We start from the raw sequence: 19,534 nt of genomic DNA, 5'->3' as shown, positions 1-19,534 counted from the left end.
GGTAAAAATAGTTTGCAAGTCAAATAGTTTACTATCTTTGCGGAAGTAGACTCCGATTATCAATAACTAAATAGATGACACCTATGATGAATCAGATTACACGTCGATGGGGCATGGCTCTTGCCACTATCCTCTGCCTCTCGACTAGCCTACCGGTACTAGCACAGCGCTCTACGGCCTCTAGCCATGCTGCATATTCCTCGGGGTCGTCCTATGGGGATTCAAGGCGTTTCGTTATTGGAGGTAACTTCTCCTTCTGGCGTAATGAGGATGCTAAGACTACGGCCTTTGCCCTTTCTCCAGGGGCGATGTATCTTCTTAACGATGATCTGGGCTTCGGTGCTAACCTATCCATACAGAACCAATCACAAGAAGGAGGTAACTCCCAAACCCACTTCCTAATTCGTCCTTTTGCTCGCTACTACCTCGCTAATGTAAATCCGCTACACTTCTACCTCGAAGGAGGGCTAGGAGTCAGTACTGGTGGAGGAACGACAGGCTTTGAGATTGGGGTGCGCCCTGGGATGAGCCTAGAGCTATCTCGCCTTATTCACCTGAATATGTACTGGGGCTTCATTGGCTACCGTACCAAGTTTGCCTTCTCAGGTGGAGAGGGTACGAGTGCCTCGGGCTTTGGCCTAGCCTTCACTCCAGCTAACCTCCTGCTCGGGATCGAGTTTCACCTCTAGCAAACTCCCGTACAGAGTCTACACCTATTCGACAGCCCTACCGCAGAGACCCTCCTGCGGTAGGGCTGTCTTCTTTATATATTATAGGTATGGTGTGGCATGGGGGAGCGGGGGGATAAATGACAGTTTGTCACATGAAGAGGCTATTCGTCCTTTGGCATAGGCTTTGACCCTAGTAGGGCGTAAGTCAAACTAAAAATAGAACAACAACGAAATAAACATTATGGGAAAGATCATTGGAATAGACTTAGGGACGACGAACTCTTGTGTCGCAGTCCTCGAAGGTAACGAGCCTATCGTTATCACAAATAGTGAAGGTAAGCGCACGACCCCCTCGGTCGTAGCCTTCATCGACGGTGGTGAGCGTAAGGTCGGTGACCCTGCTAAGCGTCAGGCTATCACGAACCCTACGAAGACCATCTACTCGATCAAGCGCTTCATGGGTGAGACCTTCGACCAGGTCAAGGACGAGATAACTCGTGTCCCCTACAAGGTCGTACGAGGCGACAACAATACACCTCGTGTAGATATCGATGGACGACTCTACACACCACAGGAGATCTCGGCTATCATTCTACAGAAGATGAAGAAGACCGCCGAAGACTACCTCGGACAAGAAGTAACCGATGCGGTCATCACCGTACCAGCTTACTTCAACGATGCCCAGCGTCAGGCTACAAAGGAAGCAGGTGAGATCGCAGGGCTTAACGTACGACGTATCATCAATGAGCCCACTGCCGCTTCTCTGGCTTACGGCCTAGATAAGGCAAATAAGGATATGAAGATCGCCGTCTTTGACCTCGGTGGCGGTACATTCGATATCTCGATCCTTGAGCTAGGGGATGGGGTCTTCGAGGTACGCTCTACCAACGGTGACACCCACCTAGGTGGTGATGACTTCGACCACGTGATTATCGACTGGCTTGCCGATGAGTTCAAGGCGGACGAAGGTGTGGATCTACGTCAAGATCCGATGGCTATGCAGCGTCTCAAGGAGGCAGCTGAAAAGGCAAAGATCGAGCTATCTAGCACGACAAGTACGGAGATTAACCTCCCCTACATCATGCCTGTGGGCGGTATCCCCAAGCACCTAGTACGCACGCTGACTCGTGCTAAGTTTGAGCAGCTCGCCGATCGCCTGATCCAGGCTTGTGTCGCTCCATGTGAACAGGCACTTCGTGATGCTGGCCTCTCAAGAACTGACATTGATGAAGTGATCCTCGTCGGTGGCTCTACCCGCATACCTGCTATTCAGGAAATAGTAGAAAAGATCTTCGGGAAGGCCCCATCAAAGGGTGTAAATCCTGATGAAGTCGTTGCCGTAGGTGCTGCTATTCAGGGTGGTGTACTGACGGGGGAAATCAAGGACGTACTCCTGCTAGACGTCACTCCCCTCTCCCTCGGTATCGAGACCATGGGTGGTGTGATGACCCGTCTCATCGATGCCAATACAACGATTCCAACGAAAAAGAGCGAAATCTTCACCACCGCTGTTGATAACCAGCCCGAGGTAGAGATCCATGTCCTACAGGGGGAGCGCTCTCTCGCTAAGGATAATAAGAGTATCGGTCGTTTCAAGCTCGAGGTAGCACCTGCTCCACGCCAGACCCCACAGATCGAGGTAACCTTCGATATAGATGCTAATGGTATCCTCAACGTAACCGCTCTGGACAAGGCTACAGGTAAGCAGCAGAAGATCCGTATCGAAGCCTCCAGCGGTCTCTCCGATGACGAGATCAAGCGTATGAAGGATGAGGCTGCGGCTAATGCCGAGGCAGACAAGCGTGAAAGCGAGCGTATCACTAAGCTCAATCAGGCAGATAGTCTGATCTTCCAGACGGAGAAGCAGCTGAAGGAATTCGGCGATAAGCTCTCTGCGGATAAGAAGGCAGCTGTCGAGAGTGCTCTCGCTAAGCTCAAGGAAGCTTACTCGGCACAGAATATCGAAGGTATCGACGCAGCTACGGCTGAGGTACAGTCGGCATTCCAAGCAGCGAGCGAGGAGATGTACCACCACGCTAACGCTGGTGCTACCGATCCTGCTGCAGGGCAGTCTGCTTCCTCTTCGCAGGCCTCTGGTGACAACATCACCGATGCTGACTTCGAGGAAGTGAAGTAACTGACCTCTGCACACCCTTACAATAAAAAGCCTTGCCGTAAGAGATGCTTACGGCAAGGCTTTTCGTCTTATTCTCCACCCAAGAACACCCTTCATCTTCCCCATGTCACACCTTATACCACAATAAAAGAAAGGTCCAACATAAAAGATGTTTACCTTAGGTAAAAAGTGGTAATTTTGTCGGTGCTGAGACTTTGCTTACCTACCTCAGCATATGCAGATAGTAGACAAAAAATGGATGTAATACATACGTGGCTACGTGAAGTCTTCGTCACGCCCTCTGTCCTGCAGACCCTCGTAATGCTTACGCTGGTCTCCGCAGTAGGCTTGGTCATGGGCAAGCTACGCATTGGGAAGCTATCATTAGGGATCACATTTGTCTTCTTTGTCGGAATCCTAGCTGCACACTTCGGAGTGAAGGTCAACGTAGAGATGAATAGCTTTGCACAGACCCTCGGGCTTACCCTCTTTGTCTATGCCCTTGGGGTCGAGGTGGGCCCTTCATTCTTCCCTTCGCTCAAGAAGCAAGGCCTGCTCTACAATGCACTTGGGCTGATGCTCATAGCAATAGGTCTGTTACTCGTCGTCATCCTGCACTATACCTGTGGAGTATCTATGCCCAATATGCTGGGAATCATGTCGGGTGCCGTCACCAATACCCCCATGCTCGCCGCTGTGCAAAGTACCCTACAGGATATACTCGGAGCAAGTGGTACTCGAGAGGTAGCAGATCTAGCACTCGCATGCGCCTTAACTTATCCTCTCGGTGTCGTAGGTGTTATCTTAGCTATCATGGTCTTGCACTACATTGACCCCAATAGAGGGAAATCCCCCAATGAGCTAGAGGCAAAGACAACCTATATTACCGAGCTAGAGCTCACTAACCCCGCGCTCTTTGGCAAGACCGTACTAGATACCGTAGGGCTCATCAAAAAGAAATTCATCATCTCACGTATCTGGCGAGGAGAGACCCTTATTATCCCTTCATCACACACAGTCCTTGAGGCAGGAGATCATCTACTCATTCTCATTCACAAGGATGACCTACCTATCCTAGAGACATTCTTTGGTCATCGAGCAGAGTCTCGAGACTGGAATAGACCCGACATCGACTGGGATGCCATCGATGCCCAGTTGATCTCCAAGCGCATCATCATTACTAACTCTAAGGTAAATGGCGTGAAGCTCGGGGCTCTACGCCTACGCAACCAGTATGGCATCAATATCACACGCATTGATCGTGCAGGGATTGAGATCCTAGCCACTCCTGAGCTGAGGCTTCAGCTGGGAGACCGTCTGACAGTCGTCGGAGAGCTACAGCAGCTCACCAAGGTATCTGCCTATCTGGGGGACTCCATTAATACGCTAGACAAACCTAAGCTCGTGAGTTTCTTCGTTGGGCTTGCCTTTGGTTGCATCCTCGGCTCTATCCCAATTGCTATCCCTGGACTTAGCATGCCGATCAAGCTCGGTCTGGCAGGTGGACCCATCGTCATGGGGATACTCATGGGAGCCTTTGGCGCACGCTTCCGTCTGGCCACTTACATGAGCAATAGTGCCACTCAGCTCATCAAGCAACTGGGTATTATTATCTATCTAGCTGGTCTCGGTCTGGCCAGTGGAGCACATTTCTTTGAAACTATTATCCACGGGGATGGGTTACTCTGGATAAGTCTTGGCTTTCTCATCACAGTACTTCCTACGCTACTTGTTGGACTCACATCCCTCTTTGGGTATAAGAAGACGCATGCTGAGACGGTCGGACTTCTTTGCGGGGCGATGGCCAACTCTATGGCACTGGAGTACGCCATGAGTATCAATGAATCTCGCTCCAGCAGTGTAGCATACGCCATCGTGTATCCCGTGGCCATGTTCGTACGCATCATCTCAGCACAGATACTGCTTAGCTTCTTTGTCTAAGCACCGACAACGATCAAGAATGACAAATAAACGTGGACTCATCGTCCTCTCGGGAGGCATGGATAGCGTCACCCTGCTCTATGAGCACCAAGCAGACATTGCCCTTGCTCTCTCATTCGACTATGGCTCGAAGCACAATGCTCGTGAGCTACCCTATGCTCGCTTGCACTGTGAGCGTCTCGGTATCGAGCATCTGACCATTCCCCTCTCCTTCATCAGTCAATATTTCCAAAGTGCCCTCCTCCAGGGTGGAGGAGACATCCCCAAGGGGAGCTATGATGAGCAGAACATGGCATCGACCGTCGTCCCCTTCCGCAACGGCATTATGCTCTCCATCGCAGCAGGTCTCGCCGAATCACGGAGGCTTGATCGGGTCTACATCGCTAATCACTTCGGTGACCATGCCATCTATCCTGACTGCCGAGCCTCGTTCATCCAACCCATGCATAGCGCAGTCTACGAAGGGACGAACAACCATGTCTCTATCGAAGCTCCCTACACCGACATCTCTAAGGGTGATATAGCAACTCATGGCAAGCGACTGGGTATCGATTATTCAGAGACCTGGAGTTGCTATGAGGGAGGTGACGTGCAGTGTGGCACATGCGCCACATGCATCGAACGCCGTGAAGCAATGCAAGAGGCCAGGATTATCGACCCCACTATTTATAAAGAGAATGCCTAGGGTATATTAGACGAAGTCCTGAGCATCTCAGCACAAAAAGCCAAAGAAATCAATGAAATTTATATCGTGGAATGTGAATGGTCTCCGGGCAGTCTTCGGGAAGGGTTTCCCAGAGATTATCCAAGAGCTAGACGCAGACTTTGTTTGTCTGCAAGAGACCAAGATGCAGGCTGGCCAACTAGAGGCTGACCTACCCTCTTACCATACGTACTGGAACTATGCCGAGAAGAAGGGCTACTCTGGTACAGCAATCTATACCCGCCATGAGCCACTCAGCGTCTCCTATGGCATAGGCATCGACCACCACGATACCGAGGGGCGTGTGATAACGCTCGAGTACACGGATTTCTACCTCGTCACAGTGTATGTCCCTAATTCGCAGGACGACCTTCGTCGCCTCGGTTACCGCATGACTTGGGAAGATGATTTTCGGGTCTACCTCGTTGAGCTCGATAAGAAGAAGCCTGTCATCGTCTGTGGGGATTTAAATGTTGCTCACCAAGAGATTGATTTGAAGAACCCGAAAAGCAACAGACGCAATGCGGGCTTCACCGATGAGGAGCGAGGGAAGTTTCAGGAACTTCTTGACGCAGGCTTCATTGACACCTTCCGATACTTCCATCCCGACCAGCGTGACATCTACTCTTGGTGGTCTTACCGCTTCAGGGCACGTGAGCGCAACTCAGGCTGGCGTATCGACTACTTCGTCACCTCACAGCGCCTTGCACCACAGCTTGCCTCAGCGAAGATCCACACCGAGATCTTTGGCTCCGACCACTGTCCTGTCGAGCTGGTACTGAAGTAATACTTACTCACACCTCATCCCTCCACTTTCCTCTATGATACTTTGCCTAGAGACCTCCACGACACGCTGTAGTGCAGCTATCGGATGGGGGCAACAAGTCCTTGCCTCACGAGCCCTAGATGCTCCTGAGGGAGGGCATGCAGCAGCCCTTGCCCCCCTCACTGACGAACTGCTCAAAGAGCTACACGCCTCGGGCCAAGAGCTTCGAGCTATCGCTGTGAGTGCTGGCCCGGGGAGCTATACGGGGCTACGTATCAGCACCTCACTCGCTAAAGGTCTTTGCCTCGGTCTACAGCTCCCACTCATCGCTATCGACACTCTGGAGCTGATCGCAGCCGGAGCTATTGCCCACCTTCATGAGGGCGGAATAACCATCCATCCTATGCTTGATGCTCGACGTATGGAGGTCTATACAGCGAGCTTCTTGAGCGACCGGACACGTCTCAGCGAAGACCGCCCTGTCGTTCTCTCTGCCGAAGCTCCTCTCTTCTCCGAGGGCAAACATCTCCTCGTAGGTGATGGAGCGACCAAGGCTAGTGACCTATGGCCTGAGCTAAACTACGAGGTTTGGGATGAGGGCTTTGCACCTGATGCCAAGCAGATGGTTTCCCTTGCTACGGAGGCCTTCGAGGCTGGTTCTTTTGTAGATACAGCCTATTGGACTCCAAACTATCTGAAGGAGTACGTGGCAGTGGTAGCCAAGAACAAAGTCCTCGGCCGCTAACCCCAACCCTATGCCTAGCCCTACCCCACCCATCAATCAAGTGATCCTCACAGGCGAGGTGACAGATGAGCCTGTCACCCGTTACCTCGCCCCCGAATATCCCGAGGTGCGCCTACGCCTAAGGACCACCGAGATCCTGCAGCAACGTATCGAGGGGAAAACCCACACGCAAAGCTACTGGCATCGGGTCGTCTTGCGTGGTGAGGCAGGGATGTTTGTGGAGCGTCATGTCCATGCAGGTGACACCATTTCCGTGGCAGGGCGCATCGAATACGCTACGCAGGTTGATCGCACAGGGCAGGTCACTCATCTGACAGAGATTATCTGTCAGCACGTACAGCTCCAGCACAAGGCAGAGCATAGCACCACCACAAAGCCAACCTCAAATACCCAAGGCAAAACACCCAGCACCGCAGAGGTCAATTACAGTGACTACGCTGCATCCCCCGATGAAGACCCACTAGCCTAGCTCTTCCCCCACACCACAAAAGCCTTATTTCGCAACACTACCCTCCTTAGGGCAAGACGCAACACGCCTCGTCTAGACACGCTAGGGGTAGTACCTTCCCACCTCCATACAGTATTTAATAGGGGATACATTACAGAATAGCAAAGGTTGATACCTCTCCCAAAAGCTCTAAACGGGAAGAGGTCTTTTCATTTTCACACCTCTTTTTATCGCCCCCTCCCAAACGACCTATCTAAAGGGCTTTCAAAAGGTGGGAAACGAGTTGCCATAACTCGCGAAAACGACTTATGGTAACTCGTCACGAAGAGTTGTGGTAACTCGCTTTAGAGAGTTATAGTAACTCGTTGCAACGACTTACCATAACTCGTCCAACCACCTTTTTACACCACCCATATCCCGCTCTACATAAACATCATAGATGAGGCCCTCTACACCAAGCCTCGAGGCTTCATATACCATCCTAGCCCTAGGCTCATATTTAGTCTGTAGTTCCTTGGGTACTTCCCCTCACACAGCTCCGATGATGGGAATGAGGATATATAATTACCAATACAGCACATTAGGGTAGGCTATCTCAGTGATTTACCTTACCTTTGCGCAATAAATAATCAATTCACTAAATTGAACTATTATGGCAACTGACAAAGAACGGTTACTGAGTGAATTTCCGGCCATTAGCACACAGGAATGGAAGGATAAGATCGTAGCCGACTTGAAGGGAGCAGACTTCGACAAAAGACTCGTTTGGCGTACGAACGAAGGATTTAACGTAAATCCCTACTACCGCCGTGAAGACCTCGAAGGCCTCTCCACACCTAATGTAATGCCTGGCGAGTACCCCTACGTGCGCTCCACACGCATGGACAATGAGTGGCTTATCCGCCAAGACATCCACGTCACCGACCCCAAGGAAGCAAATGCAAAGGCTCTGGACATCCTCAACAAGGGTGTTACCTCGCTCGGCTTCAAGCTTAGCCGTGACCAGGTAAACAAGGAGACCCTAGCCATCCTCCTGAAGGGCATCATGCCCGAGGCCATCGAGCTGAACTTCACCTGCTGTATCTCTGTCGCTAGCAAGCTCGCTGGCGCTCTAGTAGAGTACCTCACAGGAGCAGGTGCAAACGTCAAGGAGTGCAAGGGATCGATCAACTTTGACCCATTCAAGAAGCAACTCGTCAAGGGTATCTCTAACCCTCAGTGGGTGGCCATGTGCACCGAGCTACTCGAGGCTATCCGTCCTCTGCCTGGCTTCCGTGTCCTCACGGTGAACGCACTGAATATCAGCAACGCTGGTGCCTATATCTATCAGGAGCTTGGTTATGCCCTAGCTTGGGGTGCAGAGCTACTCGATAAGCTGGGGGATGCTGGCTACTCAATCGAGGAGCTTACCTCTCGTATCAAGTTCGTCTTCGGCGTCGGGTCCAACTACTTCATGGAGCTGGCTAAGTTCCGTGCAGCACGCTGGCTCTGGGCTGAGATCGTAGGTGCCTATGGTGACCAGTATAAGGGTGAAGCAGCTAAGATCCACATGCATGCTGTCACCTCCACTTGGAACAAAACCATCTATGATGCGCACGTGAACCTCCTTCGTACACAGACCGAAGCGATGTCCGCTACACTGGGTGGTGTTGATTCGCTTACCGTACAGCCCTTCGACGTTACCTATCAGGAGCCGGATAACTTCTCTGAGCGTATCGCACGCAATCAGCAACTCCTGCTCAAGGAAGAGTCTCACTTCGACAAGGTCATCGACCCTGCTGCAGGCTCCTACTACCTAGAGCACCTGACGAACGCGATTGCTGGTGAGGCTTGGAAGCTCTTCCTCGCAGTAGAGGAAGAAGGTGGCTTCGCTGCTGCTGCTGAGGCTGGTGCCGTGCAGAAGGCGGTCAATGCAAGCAACACCAAGCGTCACGCTGCTGTAGCTGCACGTAAGGAAATCTTCCTCGGTACAAACCAGTTCCCTAACTTCACCGAGACCGCCTCACAGAAGGTACACGCTGAAGAGAAGGGTGGTCACAGCTGTGGCTGTGGTACTCCAACCATCGAAGCCCTATGCTTCGATCGTGGTGCCTCTGAGTTCGAGGCTCTCCGTCTCTCTACCGAACGTAGTGGCAAGGAGGTTAAGGTCTTCATGCTCACCATCGGTAATCTCGCGATGCGTCTAGCTCGCTCTCAGTTCTCCAGTAACTTCTTCGCTTGCGCTGGCTACAAGATTCAGGATAACCTGGGCTTCGCTACCGTACAGGAGGGTATAGATGCAGGGCTGGCAGCTGGAGCCTCGATCATCGTCCTTTGCTCAAGTGATGACGAATATGCAGAGTATGCCCCCGAGGCCTACAAGTACCTCGCTGGTCGTGCAGAGTTCGTCGTAGCTGGTGCTCCTGCTTGCATGGAGGACCTCAAGGCCGTCGGCATCGAGAACTACATCAACGTCAAGAGCAACGTCCTCGAAACGCTCCGCCAGTTTAACCAAAAGCTCGGTATTAACTAATAGGTAAGGAGACGAAAGAAATGAAACCACAATTCAAGAACATAGATATTAAGTCTGCTGGCTTCGCTCATACCTGTCCCGTCAAGTGGGCTGAAGAGCAGAAGAACGACGCTGTATGGCGTACGGCTGAGCAGATCCTCGTCAAGCCCGTCTACACCGCTCATGACCTAGAGGGCATGGAGCACCTAGACTATGCTTCGGGTATTCCTCCTTACCTACGTGGCCCATATAGCGGTATGTACGCTATGCGCCCCTGGACGATTCGTCAGTACGCAGGCTTCTCAACGGCTGAGGAATCCAACGCCTTCTATCGCCGTAACCTTGCCTCTGGGCAGAAGGGGCTATCCGTGGCCTTTGACCTTGCTACCCACCGTGGTTACGACGCTGACCACCCACGTGTAGTCGGGGACGTCGGTAAGGCTGGGGTGTCTATCTGCTCCCTAGAGGACATGAAGGTGCTCTTCGATGGTATCCCCCTCAACAAGATGTCCGTCTCGATGACGATGAACGGAGCCGTACTTCCCGTAATGGCTTTCTACATCAACGCAGGGCTAGAGCAGGGTGCTCAACTCGATGAGATGGCAGGTACGATCCAGAACGACATCCTCAAGGAATTCATGGTGCGTAATACCTATATCTACCCACCCGAATTCTCGATGCGTATCATCGCCGACATCTTCGAGTACACGTCACAGAACATGCCTAAGTTCAACTCGATCTCTATCTCTGGCTACCACATGCAGGAGGCTGGGGCTACGGCTGACATCGAGATGGCTTACACGCTAGCAGACGGTCTCGAATACCTCAAGGCTGGTATCGCAGCTGGTATCCCTGTCGATAAGTTCGCACCACGTCTCTCCTTCTTCTGGGCGATTGGTATGAACCACTTCATGGAGATCGCTAAGATGCGTGCTGCTCGCTGTCTGTGGGCTAAGATTGTGAACCAGTTCCACCCCGAGAACCCTAAGAGCCTTGCTCTGCGTACGCACAGCCAGACCTCTGGATGGTCACTCACGGAGCAGGATCCCTTCAACAACGTCGGTCGTACGTGTATCGAAGCTATGGGTGCAGCCCTCGGGCACACGCAGTCGCTCCACACCAACGCCCTTGACGAAGCGATCGCTCTGCCTACGGACTTCTCCGCTCGTATTGCTCGTAACACACAGATCTACATCCAGGAGGAAACCCTCGTATGTAAGGAGATCGATCCATGGGCAGGTTCATACTACGTAGAGAGCCTGACCAACGAACTCATGCACAAGGCTTGGGAGCACATCAAGGAAGTAGAGAGCATGGGCGGTATGGCTAAGGCGATTGAAACGGGTCTACCTAAGATGCGTATCGAAGAGGCTGCAGCTCGTACTCAGGCTCGTATCGACTCTCGTCAGCAGGTCATCGTAGGGATCAATAAATATCGCCTCGAGAAGGAAGATCCTATTGATATCCTTGAGATCGACAACACCGCTGTACGTGAGCAGCAAATCGCACGACTCAACGACCTCCGTAAGAACCGTGATGAGGCTGCCGTCAAGAAGGCTCTTGAGGCGATCACTCACTGCGTAGAGACCAAGGAAGGTAACCTCCTCGACCTCGCTGTCAAGGCTGCTGCTCTCCGTGCTTCGCTCGGTGAAATCTCCGATGCTTGTGAGAAGATCGTAGGTCGTTATAAAGCAATCATTAGAACAATCTCAGGCGTGTACTCATCTGAATCAGGCGAAGACAAGGACTTCGTCCGTGCTAAGGCACTTGCGAAGAAGTTCGCAGAGCGTGAAGGTCGTCAGCCCCGTATCATGATCGCTAAGATGGGTCAGGACGGGCATGACCGTGGTGCGAAGGTCGTAGCTACGGGCTACGCAGACTGTGGCTTTGACGTTGATATGGGTCCTCTCTTCCAGACACCAGAGGAGTCTGCACGTCAGGCTGTAGAGAACGACGTACACGTCATGGGAGTTTCTTCCCTTGCTGCAGGGCACAAGACGCTCATTCCTCAGGTCATCGAGGAACTGAAGAAGCTTGGTCGTCCTGATATCCTGGTCACAGCAGGTGGTGTGATTCCCGCACAGGACTACGAGTACCTCTACAACGCTGGTGTAGCTGCTATCTTCGGCCCTGGTACACCAGTAGCTTACTCCGCTGCTAAGGTCCTTGAGATCCTCCTCGGTGAGGAAGCATAGCAAGGCTGTATCCCCTTTAACGAAGTCGCCCCTCTTAAGCATCGAGCTTAGGAGGGGTGACTTCTTTCAGTCTATACCTATTGACTTAACTACAGAGGGCTATTGAAAACAAGTATATAATCCACCTGTAGCAGAGAGTAACATAATCAGAGTAAGTGTTCGGCTCAAGATCCAGACCAAAGTAATCCTCTCTACTCCCCCGTATCTCTACCTCAGTAACCCACTGTATAGTATCCACTTTTAGCTATCTTTGTGGGGCTGTAGCTGGGGCATTCCACTTCGTAGTGTAGAGGTTACACTAGGCTCCTGACCTACGGCGTTATCCAAGCAGATGCTCAGACGTAGAGACTCCACTAGTAGACGGCTTGCCCTCGGGATCATCACCTTGATGGTCTTCGTTTCCTGTGCTACCCGATACAAGACCCCACGAGCGTCTACTAAGGTCACTAAGACCCTAGTAGGCGATACGACGCACCCCCAAGGTGCGGGCATCAGCACACTGGAGCAGCTCCGCTCAATCTTCTCCGACAGTACATCTTCTGACTCCTTAACCCTAGGAGACAAAGGAAGGGCTACCTTGAGAAATGAGAGCCTTACCCAAACCATTGACACCCTTCCTGACAGCCTTCAGCAGGGGAAAGTGCTGGATAGCCTCTCTCAAGCTAAGGCTAACGCCGACAGTCTAGAGAAGGTTCGTAAACGAAGAGCTGCGGAGACCTTCGACGACATCATCGCCTACAAAGCACAGGATTCAATGGTCCTCCTCGGACAGAACCTCACCTATCTCTTCGGACCAAGCACAGTAGACTATAAGGACAAAGGGCTAGAGGCTAACTTCATGCGCATGAATACCGATAGCTCCCTCGTCTATGCACACTACACGATTGATAGTGCAGGGAAGGCAACTGCTTACCCAAAGTTTAAGGACGGAGGGGAGAGCTACGAGGCCAAGAGCCTGAACTACAACTTCAAGACCAGTAAGGGGTTCATCACAGGAGCTGTCACCCAGCAGGGCGAAGGTTACATCACCGCTGAGCGTACTAAACTGATGGATAACAACTGTCTCTACATGGAGAACGGACGCTACAGCACATGTGATAACCACGAGCATCCTCACTTCTACTTCATGCTCACCAAGGGGAAGGCTCGTCCACAGAAGAACGTCGTGGCTGGTCCATCCTACCTTGTCATCGCCGATGTCCCTACACCGATTGGTCTACCTTTCGGCTTCTTCCCCTTCAATAAAAGCTACTCCTCAGGGATTATCATGCCTAAGTATGGAGAAGAGACTCAGCGAGGCTTCTATCTCAGAGAGGGGGGATATTACTTCGCCTTCAATGACTATATCGACATGGCGGTCACAGGGGATTGGTATTCTCTTGGCTCTTGGGGTGTAAATGCACGCTCCAACTATCGGAAGCGTTATCGCTACAATGGGAACTTCAATCTGAGCTACCTTGTCACCAAAACAGGGGAGAAGGACGTAGTAGGCTCTTTCTCCCGGAGTTCAGACTTCCGCATCAACTGGACTCATAGCCAAGATGCTAAAGCTAACCCGAATGAGACCTTCTCAGCGAGCGTAAACTACTCGACGAGCAGCTTTAATCATAACTCCCTAAGCACCCTCTACAACCCGATGGTATCGGGGCAGAATACGAAAAACTCCTCCATTAACTACAGTCGCACCTTCGCTGGCACCCCTTTCCGCCTCTCTGCTTCGATCGATGCCACACAGACCTCTGCAGACTCAATGGTCTCTATGAGCCTCCCCAACGTATCGATCAGCATGAATCGTATCTACCCCTTCAAGCGCAAGAAGCGTGTCGGAGCCGAACGTTGGTATGAGAAGATCAGCCTAAGCTACTCTGGACAGTTCCGCAACAGCATCTCCACAAAAGAGTACCGACTCTTCAAGTCTAACCTTATCCGTGACTGGCAGAATGCCTTCTCGCACAATATCCCCATCTCAGCATCGTACAAGCTCTTTGACTACATTGATCTGACTCTGAGTGCGAACTACAACGAACGATGGTACACCTACAAGTCCGTCAAGCACTACGATGCGACAAAGAATGCAACAGTCTACGAGCGTAAGTACGGCTTCAACCGCGTCTTTGACTTCTCTACCTCAGCCAGCTTAAACACTACACTCTATGGCTTCTATAAGCCATGGCGGCTTTTCGGTGACAAGGTACAGATGATACGCCACCGCATGACGCCACGTATCGGTATCAGCTACACACCCGACTTCGGCGCACCCATGTGGGGCTACTATGAGACGCTGGACTATATAGATAAAGATGGACGGGCACGTCAAGAGATTTACTCACGCTACGGTGATGGGCATATCTTCGGAGCTCCGGGGCGAGGTAAGTCCGCTTCGATTAACTTCGGCATTGATAACAACCTTGAGATGAAGGTACGTAGCAAGACGGATAGCACAGAGAGCTACAAGAAGATTAGCCTCATTGACAACTTCTCCGTAAGCTCCAGCTACAACCTCGCAGCCGACTCCTTCCAACTAGCAGATATCAATGCGAGCATCTCCATTAGGCTCTCCCAGTCACTGAATATCAACCTCAGTGGCTCTTTCGACCCTTACCTCTATGGGCATACGACCGATGGCAGTGGGTACGTCACCCCACACCGAGTGAATAAGCTTCGTATCTTCAATGGTAAGGGCTTCGGTAGCCTACGTGGCACAGGAACCTCCTTTAGCTACACACTGAATAACCAAACCTTTGAGAAGCTGAAGAACTTCCTCACAGGCAAGGGGAACAAAGAGAAAGATAAGCGTAAGGACAACGATGCCGATAGTCTGAATACAGACCCCAATAATCCCCCCCCCGATGGTAAGGATACCTCTCTGGCGGACATCGCAGCAAAAAAGCAGGAGAAGAAGTCTCTCTACGGGAACAATAATAATGAAGGGGAATACGATGAGGATGGCTATCTGAAGACCAGCATTCCTTGGAATATCTCCTTCTCGTATGGTGTGAACCTCAACCGGACAACCTTTGACCCTCGTCGGGATGAGTACAACTATGGCCTAACGCATAGTCTTATGTTCTCTGGGAGTATCCAACCAACGAAGAACTGGTCTTTTAACTTCAATGCCAGCTATGACTTCCTAGCCAAGCGGATTGCTAATATGACCGTTGGCATTAGTCGTGACCTACACTGTTGGACGCTATCAGCCAATGCTATTCCCTTTGGCCCTTATCGTAGCTACAGCATCTCCATCGGCGTCAAGAGCAGTATGCTGCACGATGTCAAGTGGGATAAACATGGCTATAGTTCGGGGCAAAGCTGGTAATCAGCACGGAAATTCCCTTACCCTCCACATCCAACGTATTCTACTTGTTCCTAGACCTTTACACCACAGATCGGGAGGAGATCTACTCGTAGGGTTGCACGATTTTGTGAGAAATGTGTATTTTTGCCCGTATTTATAAACTTGGGTAACGACCCTAGAATGGTCCTCGGATCATGTCGTGACCCATTATCTCATTTGTATGAGGTGAGCGATCTTTATCCCCGTAGCAAGCAATGCAACGGAATAGGTCTTATCACCTGCTCTGAGCTCCACCCAAAGATGAGTTCATGAGTTGCCCAAGGGAGGGCATCTCATGCATCTCACCTCGGAGTCTCTAGGCCACAAGATAGAACAGAATGAACTTACTCGAGCAGAAATTAGCGTGCTATACAGAGCCTCAGCGCGCTCAAGCCGCAGGCATCTATCCTTACTTTAGAAAGATAGAGAGTGACCAGGACACAGAGGTCCTGATCGACGGCAAAAAGGTATTGATGTTTGGCTCTAATGCATACCTTGGTCTAACGAATCATCCAGAAGTCAAAGCGGCTGCCATTGCAGCTGTTGAGAAGTATGGTACGGGTTGTGCCGGGAGCCGTTTCCTCAATGGTACGCTAGACTCTCACCTAGAGCTAGAGAAGCGTTTAGCAGCGTTCGCTGGGAAGGAAGATGCGATTATCTTCTCGACTGGCTTCCAAGTCAACCTAGGCGTTATCTCATGTCTACTGGGACGTGAGGACTATATCATCTGGGATGCACTCGATCATGCCTCCATCATCGAGGGTATCCGCCTCTCCCCTGCTAAGAGCCTTCGTTACAAGCACAATGATATGGAGGCGCTCGAGCGTCGTCTAAAGCAGTGCGAAGATGGTAAGATCAAGCTCATCGTCGTCGACGGGGTCTTCTCTATGGAAGGAGACCTCTGTAAGCTCCCCGAGATCATCAAGCTCGCAGAGAAGTATGGTGCTTCGGTGATGGTCGATGAGGCTCATGGCTTTGGCGTACTAGGCGACCATGGACGTGGTGTCTGTAACCACTTCGGCTTGACCGACAAGGTAGATCTCATCATGGGTACCTTCAGTAAGAGCTTTGCCTCAATTGGTGGTTTCATTGCTGGGAGCAAAACTACCATCAACTACATCCGACACCATGCACGCTCCTATATCTTCAGTGCTAGCTGTACGCCTGCCGCAACTGCTGCAGCAAGCAAGGCTCTAGATATAATGCTTCGTGAGCCAGAGCGTGTACAGGCTCTGCAGGAGAAGACACAATACTGCCTAGAGAGGTTCCGTAGTCTTGGCTTTGAGATTGGAAACACCTCCACCCCTATTATTCCGCTCTTCGTACGTGACAATGAGAAGACCTTCCGTGTGACAGCGGCACTATTCCACGAAGGGGTCTTTGTTAATCCTGTGGTGGCACCTGCGGTAGCTCCCGAGGATACACTGATACGCTTCTCACTCATGGCCACACATACCTATGAGCAGCTCGATCGTGCAATTGATACGCTGCACAAAGTATTCATAGAGCTGAATATTCCCCTACATGCCAAGGCTTAGGCAACTAGGGATACTGGATAACCTAAGCATCGGGTGCTTTGCTCTCTAGAGTGGAGCACCCGATGCTCCTTTATATACACGTCACTTCACACTATCTACACCCACTTTCTCCATCCTCCACACGCTTACCCCTATACTCATGACGGTTACTCGTTTTATCCGTGTTGCCTCTCGCTCCATCCTCTATGGGCTGATGCTTCTCCTCCTCTGGGGCTGTCGCGCCTCTAGAGAAGCACAGACCGAAGAGGCACAGCTCCCTAGCGAAGGGACGATGCTCACCTATGATGCCGAAGCTGTAGGTTTCCCCCCTCACACCTTTATCTTTACCCTTCCTCTTGTCCCCTCCATAGAGGAGTACCGCTTTGAGCTTACACCTATTCGGCTCAATACCACTCCAGGCACGGTATGTCGCATGAATGGACGCCTCGTCTCTACGGAGCAACGAGACTCGCTGAACTACTACGTCTATGATGGGGAGGCAGATCCAATAACCTCAAAAGTCTATACCCACGGAGCGCCACCGATCGAAACCCAGTTCTGCTACGGAGAACCACTTCTCCTACCCTTCCGAGGCAACCGCCGTGTGGCTGTGACCATGCGAGATAGCGTACGTTTGGGCTACCGCTATTGGCGTGCAGTAGGTGCGCCCCAAGAGGCATCCCCCTCCGAGACCTATACCCAGACGAAGGAAGGTTTCCTACCCTATCGCATCACAGCCCCCCAAGGCTCGGATGCTGCCGAGGATTACTACATCGAGCTGATCCCAAGTAAGCTCATGAAGGTAGACTGCAACATCCATACGCTGAATGGCCGCTTCGAGCTCCTACGAGAGTCTACCGCTACGCTGAGCTACACCTTCCACTCAGACGGCACGACACTCTCAACGAAGATGGGCTGTCCAGACGACACACTCGAGGAGAAGCTCATTCGCCACCCTGGTATCATCGTACGTCGCCCTCGGGGTGCAGCAGTAGAGGTACTCCTGCCCAAAGGCTTCACACTCCGCTACCGCCTCTATGCTCCTGAGGGTGCATTTGTCCTCTTAGCCTCCCCCGAATAGGGCAAGCAAGCCCGCTCTAGGAGCAAAACAAGGATAAGGAAAGCCCTCCCTTAGAGACTCGCTCTGACAGGTCTCTAGGGGAGGGTTCTTTTTCCTCATGAAGGTCTTCCCCTTGGCGGTCTCTAGAGGAGCAATGAAACCCTCTCGTGGGCTTCTGGCGAAATGCTTGCATGGGTCTCAAAGAAAATGCATGCATGGGTTCCGATTCAAACCCATGCATGCATTTCTTTTGGGAAGTTATAAGACAAGCGGAGGTATCCTTTTATGCTTATCTTGCTGGACGGTCTTGGGTAAAGTCAGGGATGGGTACGGGGCGATTTGTCTCCTCCGACCAAGCACTCAGCTCAATGATCGAAGACCACAGCGCGGCATCCTCTACGGAGATGGCAGGTGGGATGCCTCGCTTGAGGCAATCAATGAGGTGTGCATCCATCACGTAGTTCATTACATTCTCAACTCCCTTTGCCTGCCCTTCTTTGATCCAGCGATCCATCGGGGAGGGAGCTGATCGAGCAAGGAAGTCTGCCACAGCATCCCCTCTAAGAGCTTCAGGGAGAGAGCTAAGCTGGAGGTGGGGCGAGGGATATTTGCATAGGTAGCCCTCCGTCCCCATGACTGACTGCAGACGTGAGTAAGGGCGTGGCGTCGAGAGGTCTAGTTGGAGTAGAGCCGTACGCCCCCGTGCCGTGCGCAGGAGGATCGTGCTAAGACGTCTCGAGAGGGGTTGCTCGGGGAGCGCAGAGGTGGCATAGAGCTCCGTGAAGCGATCCCCCCGATGGATGCCTAAGAGCTGAGACATGGGGCCAATGCCATGCGTAGGATAGGCATTCCCCGAAGTAAATGGGTGCCCCTCATCCATCCATCTATAGAGTGGGACCTCAGAGGCATGCTCACGCTCCCACGTATGTAGGTCATGGAGATAGGCACCTTCACTGTGCTTGATTTCACCCAAATGCCCTGAGCCTACTAGCTCAAGCGTATGCAGATGGAAGGGGTCAAAACAACAATTCTCTAGGAGGAAGAAGCACCGCCCAGTACGCCGAGAGACCTCAACGATCTGCCAGCACTCCTCTAGCGTGACAGCAGCTGGGACCTCTACTGCGACATGCTTCCCTGCCTCCATAGCCTCTACTGCCAAATGAGCATGGCTAAACCAGTCCGTACACACAAGCACCAAATCCACATCCCCTCGCTGGAAGATATCCTGCACCTCCGTACTACTGCAGAGCGGAGCAGGCATGCCTTGGGCATGGAGGAGGGCTTGTGCTTCGGCGATTTGCTTGGGTTCTTTATCAGCGACTGCGACCACACTCACCCCATCTAAATGGCGGTAACGCTGGAGCGTACGTAGCCCACGACTGCCGAGGCCAATGAGTGCAACCCTAAGGATAGGAAGAGATGAATGGGAGGAAGAGGGAGTGCTTCGTTCGTTCACTTCGATCTGTATATGAGTATTTTGTACAAATATACAGTAAGTTCAAATGAGAATACGTACATTTGCCTCGTCGATAAGACATTTGTACGTC

Annotated in this window: 13 protein-coding genes; 12 read left to right on the top strand and 1 reads right to left on the bottom strand. The window is 51.8% G+C overall.

Annotation, left to right across the window (positions count from 1 at the left end):
* Positions 1-83: 83 nt before the first annotated feature.
* The 12 genes from HMPREF0636_RS03885 (at position 84) to HMPREF0636_RS03830 (ending at position 18,008) form a co-directional block, all read left to right on the top strand.
* A complete protein-coding gene (locus HMPREF0636_RS03885) occupies positions 84-689 on the top strand; it encodes a hypothetical protein (RefSeq protein ID WP_155807281.1) in 606 nt (201 codons plus the stop codon).
* A 223-nt stretch (positions 690-912) separates the two neighbouring features.
* The gene (gene dnaK, locus HMPREF0636_RS03880) at positions 913-2,808 is read left to right on the top strand and encodes a molecular chaperone DnaK (RefSeq protein WP_044168627.1); all 1,896 of its coding nucleotides are present in this window, start codon (positions 913-915) and stop codon (positions 2,806-2,808) included.
* Between the two features lie 234 nt (positions 2,809-3,042).
* Positions 3,043-4,728, top strand: a complete 1,686-nt coding sequence (locus tag HMPREF0636_RS03875; protein ID WP_044168625.1) for a putative transporter — start codon at positions 3,043-3,045, stop codon at positions 4,726-4,728.
* Positions 4,729-4,747: 19 nt separating this feature from the next.
* Complete coding sequence (gene queC / locus HMPREF0636_RS03870; RefSeq protein ID WP_044168622.1) at positions 4,748-5,413, top strand: 7-cyano-7-deazaguanine synthase QueC; 666 nt, start codon at positions 4,748-4,750, stop codon at positions 5,411-5,413.
* A 52-nt stretch (positions 5,414-5,465) separates the two neighbouring features.
* On the top strand, positions 5,466-6,218 hold the full coding sequence (locus HMPREF0636_RS03865) for an exodeoxyribonuclease III (protein WP_044168621.1): 753 nt from the start codon (positions 5,466-5,468) through the stop codon (positions 6,216-6,218).
* Positions 6,219-6,252: 34 nt separating this feature from the next.
* Complete coding sequence (tsaB, locus tag HMPREF0636_RS03860; RefSeq protein WP_044168620.1) at positions 6,253-6,942, top strand: tRNA (adenosine(37)-N6)-threonylcarbamoyltransferase complex dimerization subunit type 1 TsaB; 690 nt, start codon at positions 6,253-6,255, stop codon at positions 6,940-6,942.
* Between the two features lie 10 nt (positions 6,943-6,952).
* Positions 6,953-7,411, top strand: coding sequence for a single-stranded DNA-binding protein (gene ssb / locus HMPREF0636_RS03855; protein ID WP_044168618.1), 459 nt, complete (start codon positions 6,953-6,955; stop codon positions 7,409-7,411).
* Positions 7,412-8,042: 631 nt separating this feature from the next.
* Positions 8,043-9,902, top strand: a complete 1,860-nt coding sequence (gene mutA, locus HMPREF0636_RS03850; RefSeq protein WP_044168617.1) for a methylmalonyl-CoA mutase small subunit — start codon at positions 8,043-8,045, stop codon at positions 9,900-9,902.
* A 20-nt stretch (positions 9,903-9,922) separates the two neighbouring features.
* Complete coding sequence (gene scpA, locus HMPREF0636_RS03845) at positions 9,923-12,076, top strand: methylmalonyl-CoA mutase (RefSeq protein WP_005467474.1); 2,154 nt, start codon at positions 9,923-9,925, stop codon at positions 12,074-12,076.
* Positions 12,077-12,407: 331 nt separating this feature from the next.
* Positions 12,408-15,392, top strand: coding sequence for a putative LPS assembly protein LptD (locus HMPREF0636_RS03840; RefSeq protein ID WP_044168616.1), 2,985 nt, complete (start codon positions 12,408-12,410; stop codon positions 15,390-15,392).
* Between the two features lie 356 nt (positions 15,393-15,748).
* Complete coding sequence (spt, locus tag HMPREF0636_RS03835; RefSeq protein WP_044168614.1) at positions 15,749-16,948, top strand: serine palmitoyltransferase; 1,200 nt, start codon at positions 15,749-15,751, stop codon at positions 16,946-16,948.
* A 139-nt stretch (positions 16,949-17,087) separates the two neighbouring features.
* The gene (locus HMPREF0636_RS03830; RefSeq protein ID WP_044168612.1) at positions 17,088-18,008 is read left to right on the top strand and encodes an ecotin family protein; all 921 of its coding nucleotides are present in this window, start codon (positions 17,088-17,090) and stop codon (positions 18,006-18,008) included.
* Between the two features lie 268 nt (positions 18,009-18,276).
* Here HMPREF0636_RS03830 and HMPREF0636_RS03825 read toward each other — a convergent pair whose 3' ends face one another.
* The gene (locus tag HMPREF0636_RS03825) at positions 18,277-19,443 is read right to left on the bottom strand and encodes a Gfo/Idh/MocA family protein (protein WP_052328735.1); all 1,167 of its coding nucleotides are present in this window, start codon (positions 19,441-19,443) and stop codon (positions 18,277-18,279) included.
* Between the last annotated feature and the right edge of the window lie 91 nt (positions 19,444-19,534).

Origin of the sequence: Porphyromonas catoniae ATCC 51270 (assembly GCF_000565015.1) — a bacterium.
Taxonomy (GTDB): Bacteria; Bacteroidota; Bacteroidia; order Bacteroidales; family Porphyromonadaceae; genus Porphyromonas; species Porphyromonas catoniae.
Note: the sequence above shows the minus strand (reverse complement) of the source record. Positions and strands in the feature narration are given on the sequence as shown.